The sequence below is a fragment of the Nocardioides sp. genome, from assembly GCF_031397825.1.
Classification (GTDB): Bacteria; Actinomycetota; Actinomycetes; order Propionibacteriales; family Nocardioidaceae; genus Nocardioides.
In genome coordinates this window covers 1-9,013 of record NZ_JANNML010000052.1, presented here as the reverse complement: position 1 = coordinate 9,013, position 9,013 = coordinate 1, and the positions used below count along the sequence as shown (strand labels likewise).

Below are 9,013 nucleotides of genomic sequence, written 5' to 3'. Positions count from 1 at the left end.
CCCGCAACCTGCCGACAACCTGACCGCTTCCCGGTGCGCGCTGTGTCGGCAGTCAGGTTGTCGGCAGGCAGCCTTCGCCACGATCAACTCGATCGCACATGCGACTCCTTGATCGATGGAGCATCCACATGACCGCCACGCTCGAACGACGACCTCCGGTCGCCCCGCTCATCCCAGAAGCTCCTCGCTGGACACTCGGCGAGCGAGGCCTGATCGCGATGGTCGTTGTCGGCGCCGTGGCGGTTCTCGGACTGTGGTGGCGCGACACGACGACGCTCGGTGGTCTGGGGGAGTGGCTGACAGCAGCCGGGCGGGTGACGGGCCTGCTCGGCGGCTACACGGTTGCGGTGGTGCTCCTCCTGATGAGTCGAGCGCCATGGATCGACCACGGCCTGGGCTCGGACCGGCTCGCCCGCTGGCACGCGATGGGCGGCCGCTACCTGATCAGCCTGCTGACCGCGCACGCGCTGCTCCTCACCTGGGGCTACGCGCTCACCGCGCAGACCGGCTTCCTGGCCGAGACGAAGGTGATGATCTTCGTCATCCCCGACGTCCTGCTGGCCACGATCGGCTTCGGACTGCTCCTGCTCGTCGGCCTCGTGTCTGCACGCAAGGTGCGCGAGCGCGTGTCGTATGAGACCTGGTACCTGCTGCACCTGCTCACCTACGTCGCGGTGGGCCTCAGCTTCCTGCACGTCCTCTCGGCCGGTGCCGACTTCCAGACGGGCTGGGCGAAGGCTGCCTGGATCACGCTGTACGCCGCGGTCGCCGCTGCTCTGCTGTGGTACCGCTGGCTGGTCCCGGTCCGTGACGCCCTGCGCCACCAGCTGCGGGTCGCCGCCGTGGTCCAGGAGGGCCCCGACGTCGTCTCGATCGTCGTGTCGGGGACCGACCTGGACCGGCTCGGAGCCCAACCCGGCCAGTTCTTCCGCTGGCGGTTCCTCACGGCCCGCGGATGGTGGCAGTCACACCCCTTCTCCCTCTCCGCCATGCCGACCACGGGCGAGATGCGGATCACCGTCAAGGACCTCGGTGACCACAGCCGCGACCTGCAGGGACTCCGACCCGGCGTGCGCGTCATCGCCGAAGGCCCCTACGGCGCCTTCACCCCCGCGAGACGCCGCGGTCACGGGGTCCTCCTGCTCGCCGGCGGCATCGGCATCACGCCGCTGCGCACCATGCTCGAGCACCTCGGACCCGAGACCGGACCCGTCACGCTCGTCTACCGGGCCAACCAGCCCGAGGAGCTCATCTTCGCCGCCGAGCTCGAGGAGCTCGCACGAGCAGCCCACGTCGAGGTGCACTACGCCCTCGGCCTGCCCGGGGGCGACGGCGACGTCCTCGTGGGTCGCCGACTGGGCGACCTCGTGACCGGACTCGCCGCACGCGACGCCTTCGTCTGCGGGCCCCCGCGCTTCATGGAGGCCGCACGCGACAGCCTGCTGCGCTGCGAGCTCCCGGCACGCCACATCCACTCCGAGCAGTTCACCTTCTAGAGGGAGCGTCACCGATGAACAGACCAGCACTCGCGACCGCAGGCACCGTCCTCGGGGTCCTGCTCCTCCTCGGCGGCAAGGCCGCCACCTCACCCACCCCGTTCGCGCTCCAGGGCTCGAGCTCGCTGTCGGCCACCGCAGCCGGCACGAGCACCGGGCCCGTCATCAACACCCGCTACGGACCCGTCCAGGTCGAGGTGGTGGTCGCGGGTGGGCGCATCACCGACGTGAAGGCGCTCCAGCTTCCCACGGGCGGGCAGTCCGGACAGATCGCCGACTACTCGCAGCCCCTGCTTCGGCGTGAGGCGATCGCGGCCCAGAGCGCAGGCATCCACGCGGTGTCGGGCGCGACGTACACGAGCCAGGGCTACGCCAGCTCGCTGCAGTCGGCCCTCGACCAGCTCGCTGCGTCGAGCAAGACCCAGGCATCGTCGGTCGCACCCACCTCGGCGGAGGCGAAGGCATGAGCGCACGTGCAGGAGCGGACCGCACTGAGCTCGACTACGTCCTGGGGCAGCGTCGCATCGTGTCCGTGATGGGCACCGTCTTCACCGTGGACGTCCGCGACCTCGACCCTGCCTCCGCGGCCCTCGACGACGTCGTCACGTGGTGGCGCTGGGTGGATGCGACGTTCAGCACCTACCGACCCAGCAGCCAGGTCTCTCGCCTCGCGGCGGAGACGCTCGAGCTCGCCGACTGCGCCCCGGAGGTGCGCCACGTCCTTCGCCTGTGTCGAGAGGCAGCCGCGATCAGCGGAGGTCACTTCACCGAGCGCTACGACGGCCGACTCGATCCGTCCGGCATGGTGAAGGGGTGGAGCGTCGAGCTCGCCTCCCAGATGCTGCGCCGCGCAGGCTCGCAGCACCACTCGATCAGCGCCGGCGGCGACGTGCGGTGCGTGGGAGTGCCCTCGGCTGGCGAGCTCTGGAGCGTCGGGGTCGTCGACCCTCGCGACCCTGGTCGACTGCTGGCGGTCGTGGCTGCGCCGCAGGCACCCTCACCGGGGCTCGCGGTCGCCACGTCGGGGACCGCCGAACGGGGCCACCACATCATCGACCCCGTCACCGGGCGCCCCCCGCAGGACCTGGCCTCGATCAGTGTCGTCGGCAGCGACCTGACGCTCGTGGACTGGGCGGCGACCGCGGCCTTCGCCATGGGGCATGACGCACGGGCCTGGATCGAGGCCATGGACGGCCTCGACGCCTACGCCGTCACTCCCGAGGGTGACTACTGGTACACCGACGGCTTCGAGGCTCGCGCCGAGCTGGTGCAGGTGCCGCTCCCGCCCCTCGCGACGTGGTCGGTCCCTGCCACGCGCCGCACCACCGCAGGGTTCTCGTGAATCCCGCCCTGGCCGTGGACGCCCGGGGCGTCACCAAGACCTTCGGGTCCGTGCGCGCCGTCGACGACATCTCGGTGCAGGTCGCTGCGGGTGAGGTCTACGGCGTCCTGGGGCCCAACGGCGCCGGCAAGACGACCTTCCTGCGGATGCTCTTCGGCCTGATCCGCCCCGATTCCGGGACGATCCGCGTCTTCGGGAGGACCTGGGACGAGGCGGGGGTGGAGGTCCTCGACGGGGTGGCGGGGTTCATCGAGAGCCCGCGGTTCTACCCCTACCTCACCGGTCGGGCGAACCTCGCCGGCCTGACGCTGCTCGACGGGGGCACGCCTCCAGGGCTCCTGGAGGAGGTGCTGGACGTGGTCGAGATGTCCGACCGGGCCGACCAGCTCGTGGGCGGCTACTCCTACGGCATGCGCCAGCGGCTCGGCGTCGCGGCCAGCCTGCTCCGCGAGCCGCGGCTGCTGGTCCTCGACGAGCCCGCCAACGGACTCGACCCCGCTGGCATCCGCGACATGCGGGCTCTGGTCAAGCGGCTCGCCGGTCGTGGGCTCACGGTGCTGCTGAGCTCCCACGACATGGAGGAGGTCGAGGAGATCTGCGACAACGTCACGATCATGACCCGCGGCACGGTCGCCTTCCACGGCTCCATCGCCGAGCTCCGCACCAGGGCCCCCGATCCTGGCCACGCCCTGGCCACCACCGACGACGACCGGGCGCTGGCGCTCGGTGCCGAGCACCCGAGGATCTCGGTGACCCGCGACCCCGAGGGTGCGCTGGCCGTGACGGGCCCGCCCGCCGCAGTGTCGTCGTACGTCGGGGCCCTGGTGCGCGCCGACGTCGGTCTGCTCGCGTTCACTCCGGCCCATACGCCTCTGGAGGCCTTGTTCTTCATGCTCACCGACGACCCCACACATCAGTCCCTCCACCGACCGGACCGCGTGAGGGTGGCGGCACGATGACCGCGGTCCAGACCTCGGCCGATGCCCGGGCCGTGGAGCCCGCCCCCGCACCCCGGCGACGCCCCTCTGCCCTGGCCGCTCTGCGCTGGGAGGTCCGCAAGCTCCGCGCCCAACGTCGCGCCAAGGCGGTGCTGCTGGTCGCCCTCGTGGCGCCAGCCGTGATCGTCGTCGTCATCCACGGCCAGTCCCGCCCACCCAAGGACACGCTGTTCGGGCGGTTCGCGACCGAGAACGGCTTCGCGCTCTCGCTGCTGGTGCTCGGCTTCGCCTCGCAGTGGGTGCTGCCCCTGCTGACCTCGATCGTGGCCGGCGACCTGTTCGCCAGCGAGGACCAGCACGGCACCTGGAAGACGGTCCTGACCCGATCCACCAGCAGGAGCCGGCTCTTCTGGGCCAAGACCGCCACCGCGGTGGGCTTCGCAGCCCTGGTGCTCCTGGTGCTCGCCGCTTCGACGATCGTGTCCAGCCTCCTCGCGGTGGGCCACCAGCCGCTGACCGGGCTCACCGGCCAGACCGTCCCCGCCGCAGACGCCCTGCGTCTCGTGGCCGTGGCCTGGGCGACGATGCTGCCGCCGACCCTGGCCTTCACCGGGGTGGCGATCCTGCTCTCGGTGTGGTCGCGCAACCCCGCGGTCGGGATCGCCGCACCCGTGGTGCTCGGCATGGTGATGCAGCTCGTGGGCGCCCTCGGTGGCGTCGAGGCGCTGCGCCCGCTGCTGGTCACGACGTCCTTCGAGTCCTGGCACGGGCTCTTCACCCAGCCCGTGTTCACCGGCCCCCTCCTCGACGGGCTGCTGGTCAGCGCCGCGTGGTGCGGGTTCACCCTCGCTACCGCCTTCGTCCTGCTCCGCCGACGCGACATCACCGGAGGGTGAACCCCGTGCGCCGAACTGTCCTTTCCGTCCTGGTGGCCCTCGTGGCCGTCGTCCTGCTGAGCTCCGCGGTCCTGGCCCGCGGCGGCACCAGCACCGTCACCCGACCCCGCCTCGAGCGGTCGCTGTCGGCGACGTTCGCCAACCTCTACGTCCAGCAGTCGCACGTCCTGGGACGCCACGACCTCACCCCGGACTCGCTCCACGCCCGGGCGATGTGCGACAAGCACGGCCCCGACGTCGCCGACGTGGGCCCCGGTGGCGACTGGGTCTGCCTGGTGGGCTGGGACGACCCGAAGCAGCCGTTGCCGCCCGAGGGCTACGGCAAGTTCGAGCTCAACGTGCACAGCAACGACTGCTACACCGTCAGTGGCCCCAGCAAGCTCACCGGCTTCCTCACCATCACTGACACCGCCGGCAAGGAGGTCACCAACCCGGTCTTCGAGTTCGACGGCTGCTTCGACCCGGCAGGGGACGACTCACCCACCGGCGTGGAGTTCCCCTCGTTGCTGAGCCTCACCAGCACCGGCCTCACCCCCGACGACCAGGGCCGCGTCGGCGTGCAGGTCAGCTGCGGACCGGGCAGCGACGGCTGCTCCGGCACCATGGTGGCCACCGCTGCCGGACACCGGCTCGGTCAGGCGCCGTTCGACGTGGCCGAGCAGTCGACCTCAACGATCACGTTCCCCACGGCCGTCCCCCCGGGTGCTGGCGAGGTGAGCTTCGAGGTCACCACGACGACGGGGATCGGCCCCACCTCACCCGCTTCGATCGACGTGCAGGAGTCAACCGCAACGGCAGGCGCCGCAGCTCCCGTCGAGTAGCGCCACGGCCCTATCGGCCGAGCCTGCCCCCCACCAGCGATCGCACTACCCGGCACCCACGGGTCGTAGGACCTCGAGCCCCCGGGCCAGAGTCCCTGCTCGGACCGCATTCATTCTGAGGAGCACCATGCTCGACCTGAGCAACGGCATCCCACTCCACCCGCTCGTCGTCCATGCCATCGTCGTCCTGCTTCCCCTGGCAAACTCTAGGGACCATCGCGATCGCAGCCCGCACACGCGGCGTCGTCCCTACGGCCCCTTGGTCGTGACCGCAGCCCTCATCGCCACGGCACTCGCCCCGGTAGCCACCTCTAGCCGCGAGGAGCTCGAGAAGCGGGTCGGAGACCCCGGCGAGCATGCCGAGCTTGGCGACACCCTCGTCTGGTTCACGCTGGCACGCGGCTCGCATCCGCAGCCCTCGTGTAACTCCAACCCGAGCAGCCTGGGGGGACGCAGTGTTCTCCACCGACGGCTGAACAGGTGCCCTGGTCGTCCAGCGGCTTTGCGCTCCAGTGCGACTCCGCATCTGCAAGCAGCCAGTGCGAGGCATCGACGATGCCGGACCCACCGCGTTCAAGGAGCGGAGCGCGGAAACGGCGGTGGACGCGACCTGGAAAGGTTCCCGCGGCTGACCGAGGGCGGTCTTCTGACGTCAATGTCGAGGTGGTGGTCGCGCGCGGAGGTTATGGTTTCGCCACGATGATCATCCCTATCCGAGCCCTGCGGGCTGGTGACGAGGGCAGGATCGACATCGGGCCGATTGTTTCCGCGCTATCCGCCCACTACATGGTTGTGATTGCCTCGAGACAGCTCGTCCGCCGCGTGCGCCTCGACACGTTCGACCGGCGGTTGCGAAGGGCTGGCCTCACCCTGGAGCACCAGCGCACAGCCTCGGGTGAGCGGGTTGTGGTGGGTCGGTCGGACCCGGTGCCGACCTTGGTGGCACCCGCGAAGGACCTCCAGTGGCCGGCGCACGCGGATGTCCTGCCGGCGGGTCCTGTGCGGGAGGCGATCGCTGGCGTGGCGGGTATCCGGGCCTTGATGGTGGTCTCGGACGAGAAGCGGCGCATGTCCCTGCTGGAGCTGGACAACAAGGACGCGAAGACGGTCGTTCGGGTCGAGCTGGACGAGCCGGTTTCCGCGGGGGCCGGACCGGCCTGTCTCACGGTGCTCACGCTGCGAGGCTACGACGAACACGGCCGCCGGGCCGAGCGCATTCTGATCGGTCTTGGTCTGCGCGCGGTCGAGGCTGACGAGGGCCGAGAGACCGTCGCAGGGCCGCCGAAGCTCAGGGTTGACCGTGCGGTGCCCGCGAGCGTGCTCCTGACCAGCGCGCTGCGCGATTTCTCCGCAACGATGCTCACGAACCTTCCCGGTCTGCTCGACGATGTCGACACCGAGTTCCTGCACGACTTCCGGGTGGCGGTACGACGGACCCGGTCGACGCTCAAACTGGGGCGGGCTGCCCTGCCGGAGGTGATGCGAACTCGATGGGAGCCGGAGTTCAAGTGGCTCGGCGACCTGACGACGCCGGTCCGCGACCTCGATGTGTACGAGCTGGCCCTGCCTACGATGGAGGGCTGGCTGATGGCGGCGGACGCTGCGGACCTGGAACCTCTCTCAAGGTTCCTGCGCCGCCGCCGGACGTCCGAGCGTCGCTCCCTGGTACGTGGGCTGCGATCGGCCAGGTTCCGGCGATTGGTCATGGAGTGGGAGGAGCAGCTGACCCGTCTTGCCGAGACTCCGGAAGGGACCGACGGGGAGCACATGTCCGCAGCTCGGTTGGCCGACCGCAGTCTGTCCCTGGCCTACCGGCGAGTGCTGCGTGGCGGCGCGGACATCTCGGACGACTCGCCTGCCGAGGACCTGCACCGGCTGCGCAGGCGGTGCAAGGAGCTGCGCTACGCCCTCGAGGTGTTCGCCCCCGTCGTCGACAAGGGTTCGCGCAAGCGCGCGGTTGCCCAGCTCAAGGGCTTGCAGGACGTTCTGGGCCGCTTCCAGGACACCGAGGTGCACCGTCAGGCACTGCGCGGGTTCGCCGGGGAGCTGATCGTCGAGGGGGCTCCCGCGGAGGCGATGCTGGCCATGGGTGAGCTGATCGGTCACCTCGACTCCGACCAGGATCGCGCCCGACGCGAGTTCGAAGGCGCATTCGCCAACTTCACGCGGCCCTCGAGTCAGCGGTTGATGCACCAGATCGGGGGCGGGCGGTGAAGGTCTTTGCGACGTACAACATCAAGGGTGGTGTCGGAAAGACGTCCACGGCCGTGAACCTCGCCTACCTCGCCGCCCGGGAGGGCAGGCGGACCTTGTTGTGGGACCTCGACCCGCAGGCGGCTGCGACGTACATGTTCCGGGTGCGACCGCGAGTCAAGGGCGGCGGTCATGCCCTGGTGACCCGCAGGCGCCCGATCGAGGCGGCCCTGAAGGCAACCGACTTCGACAACCTTGACCTGCTGCCCGCCGACTTCAGCTACCGCAACATGGACCTCGATCTCGACGACACCAAGAAGCGGACCCGGCGTCTGGGTCAGTTGCTGCACAGCGTTGCTGACGACTACGACGTCGTCTTCCTCGACTGTCCACCCAGCATCTCCCTGGTGTCCGAGAACGTCATGCATGCCGCGGACACCCTGCTCGTGCCACTGATCCCGGCGACACTGTCTCTGCGTACGTTCGACCAGCTGACCCGCTTCGTGGCCGACTCGGCGGGACCGCGCCCCGACGTGGTCGCCTTCTTCTCCATGGCCGACCGGCGCAAGCGCCTGCACCGCGACGTGATCGAGGCGATCCCGCGCGACCACGCCCACACCCGCGTCGCCGAAACCGTGATCCCGGCGCTCTCGATCATCGAGCAGATGGCCGAGCGCCGGACGCCCGTTCCCGTCTTCGCCCCCAACAACAGGGCGACGCGGTGCTACGAACAGCTCTGGGCCGAGGTGCGCCCGTCGTGAACCGGTCCTCGGTGCTCGCCGTCGGGTTGGTCGGCTGTGGGATGTAGGAGCAACCCAGGCCGCCGCCGCGGCCGACGCCGGCGACGATGAGGCGTGCCAGGTTGGTGGGACGTGGGGTGAGGGCGCTCAGCGCCGGAAGCCGCGGAACGCGTCGAGCAACGTCGACTGCGCGTGAGGGGTGAGGGACTCGACCGGGATGGAGCCGAGGCGGGCCGCGGTCTCCTCCATCTGGCGCAGGTAGACCTCGCACCCGTGGCACAGGCCCAGGTGGTGCTCGAACCGTGCCCGCGTGGACTGGTCGAGAGCATCCTCTAGGTAGTCGGTGACCAGCTCGACGAGTTCCTGGCAGCCCATGTCCGCGGCGTCCTGTGTCATGACAGCTCCTCCGTGGCCTCGTCCGCCAGGTACGTCGCCAGGGCTGCGCGTGCCACCGCGCGGGCCCGGTGCAGCAGGACCCGCTGGTTGGCCACGGACACCTGGAGCAGGTCGCAGACCTCCTCGGAGCTGCAGCCGATCACGTCGCGCAGGGTCAGCACGATCTGCTGGCGTGCGGGCAGCATCTCGAG

The 9,013-nt window shown here is 70.2% G+C and carries 11 protein-coding genes; 9 read left to right on the top strand and 2 right to left on the bottom strand.

Translation table 11 applies throughout. The annotated features are described in order from the left end of the window. Positions 1 to 128: 128 nt before the first annotated feature. The 9 genes from RMN98_RS03960 (at position 129) to RMN98_RS03925 (ending at position 8,447) form a co-directional block, all read left to right on the top strand. Entirely contained in the window at positions 129 to 1,496 is a 1,368-nt protein-coding gene (locus RMN98_RS03960) for a ferredoxin reductase family protein (protein WP_309647499.1), read from the top strand. 14 nt (positions 1,497 to 1,510) lie between these two features. After that, positions 1,511 to 1,963, top strand: coding sequence for an FMN-binding protein (locus tag RMN98_RS03955; RefSeq protein ID WP_309647498.1), 453 nt, complete (start codon positions 1,511 to 1,513; stop codon positions 1,961 to 1,963). Beyond that, entirely contained in the window at positions 1,960 to 2,838 is an 879-nt protein-coding gene (locus RMN98_RS03950; protein WP_309647497.1) for an FAD:protein FMN transferase, read from the top strand. The genes RMN98_RS03955 and RMN98_RS03950 overlap by 4 nt, the downstream gene beginning before the upstream one ends. Beyond that, on the top strand, positions 2,835 to 3,797 hold the full coding sequence (locus RMN98_RS03945) for an ABC transporter ATP-binding protein (protein WP_309647496.1): 963 nt from the start codon (positions 2,835 to 2,837) through the stop codon (positions 3,795 to 3,797). The genes RMN98_RS03950 and RMN98_RS03945 overlap by 4 nt, the downstream gene beginning before the upstream one ends. After that, positions 3,794 to 4,672 carry an ABC transporter permease gene (locus RMN98_RS03940; protein ID WP_309647495.1) on the top strand — a complete coding sequence of 293 codons (879 nt, stop codon included), beginning with the start codon at positions 3,794 to 3,796 and terminating at the stop codon, positions 4,670 to 4,672. Before RMN98_RS03945 ends, RMN98_RS03940 begins: the two co-directional genes overlap by 4 nt. A gap of 5 nt (positions 4,673 to 4,677) precedes the next feature. Then, on the top strand, positions 4,678 to 5,493 hold the full coding sequence (locus RMN98_RS03935; RefSeq protein ID WP_309647494.1) for a hypothetical protein: 816 nt from the start codon (positions 4,678 to 4,680) through the stop codon (positions 5,491 to 5,493). Positions 5,494 to 5,620: 127 nt separating this feature from the next. Beyond that, positions 5,621 to 6,196: a DUF2231 domain-containing protein gene (locus RMN98_RS21005; RefSeq protein ID WP_397208771.1), complete on the top strand. Its 576-nt coding sequence runs from the start codon at positions 5,621 to 5,623 to the stop codon at positions 6,194 to 6,196. Then, positions 6,193 to 7,707 (top strand): CHAD domain-containing protein, encoded by a 1,515-nt coding sequence (locus tag RMN98_RS03930; protein ID WP_309647493.1) that lies wholly within the window; start codon positions 6,193 to 6,195, stop codon positions 7,705 to 7,707. The genes RMN98_RS21005 and RMN98_RS03930 overlap by 4 nt, the downstream gene beginning before the upstream one ends. Further along, positions 7,704 to 8,447, top strand: a complete 744-nt coding sequence (locus RMN98_RS03925; RefSeq protein ID WP_309647492.1) for a ParA family protein — start codon at positions 7,704 to 7,706, stop codon at positions 8,445 to 8,447. The genes RMN98_RS03930 and RMN98_RS03925 overlap by 4 nt, the downstream gene beginning before the upstream one ends. A gap of 126 nt (positions 8,448 to 8,573) precedes the next feature. Here RMN98_RS03925 and RMN98_RS03920 read toward each other — a convergent pair whose 3' ends face one another. Further along, positions 8,574 to 8,822, bottom strand: a complete 249-nt coding sequence (locus tag RMN98_RS03920) for a zf-HC2 domain-containing protein (RefSeq protein ID WP_309647491.1) — start codon at positions 8,820 to 8,822, stop codon at positions 8,574 to 8,576. Next, on the bottom strand, positions 8,819 to 9,013 hold a 195-nt coding region (locus RMN98_RS03915), incomplete at its 5' end, for a sigma factor-like helix-turn-helix DNA-binding protein (RefSeq protein WP_309647490.1). The genes RMN98_RS03920 and RMN98_RS03915, both read right to left, overlap by 4 nt.

Coding starts and splice junctions, on each gene's coding strand:
- RMN98_RS03940 (WP_309647495.1), top strand. CDS start 3,794: ATGACCGCGGTCCAGACCTCGGCCGATGCCCGGGCCGTGGAGCCCGCC.
- RMN98_RS03930 (WP_309647493.1), top strand. CDS start 6,193: ATGATCATCCCTATCCGAGCCCTGCGGGCTGGTGACGAGGGCAGGATC.
- RMN98_RS21005 (WP_397208771.1), top strand. CDS start 5,621: ATGCTCGACCTGAGCAACGGCATCCCACTCCACCCGCTCGTCGTCCAT.
- RMN98_RS03960 (WP_309647499.1), top strand. CDS start 129: ATGACCGCCACGCTCGAACGACGACCTCCGGTCGCCCCGCTCATCCCA.
- RMN98_RS03955 (WP_309647498.1), top strand. CDS start 1,511: ATGAACAGACCAGCACTCGCGACCGCAGGCACCGTCCTCGGGGTCCTG.
- RMN98_RS03950 (WP_309647497.1), top strand. CDS start 1,960: ATGAGCGCACGTGCAGGAGCGGACCGCACTGAGCTCGACTACGTCCTG.
- RMN98_RS03920 (WP_309647491.1), bottom strand. CDS start 8,822: ATGACACAGGACGCCGCGGACATGGGCTGCCAGGAACTCGTCGAGCTG.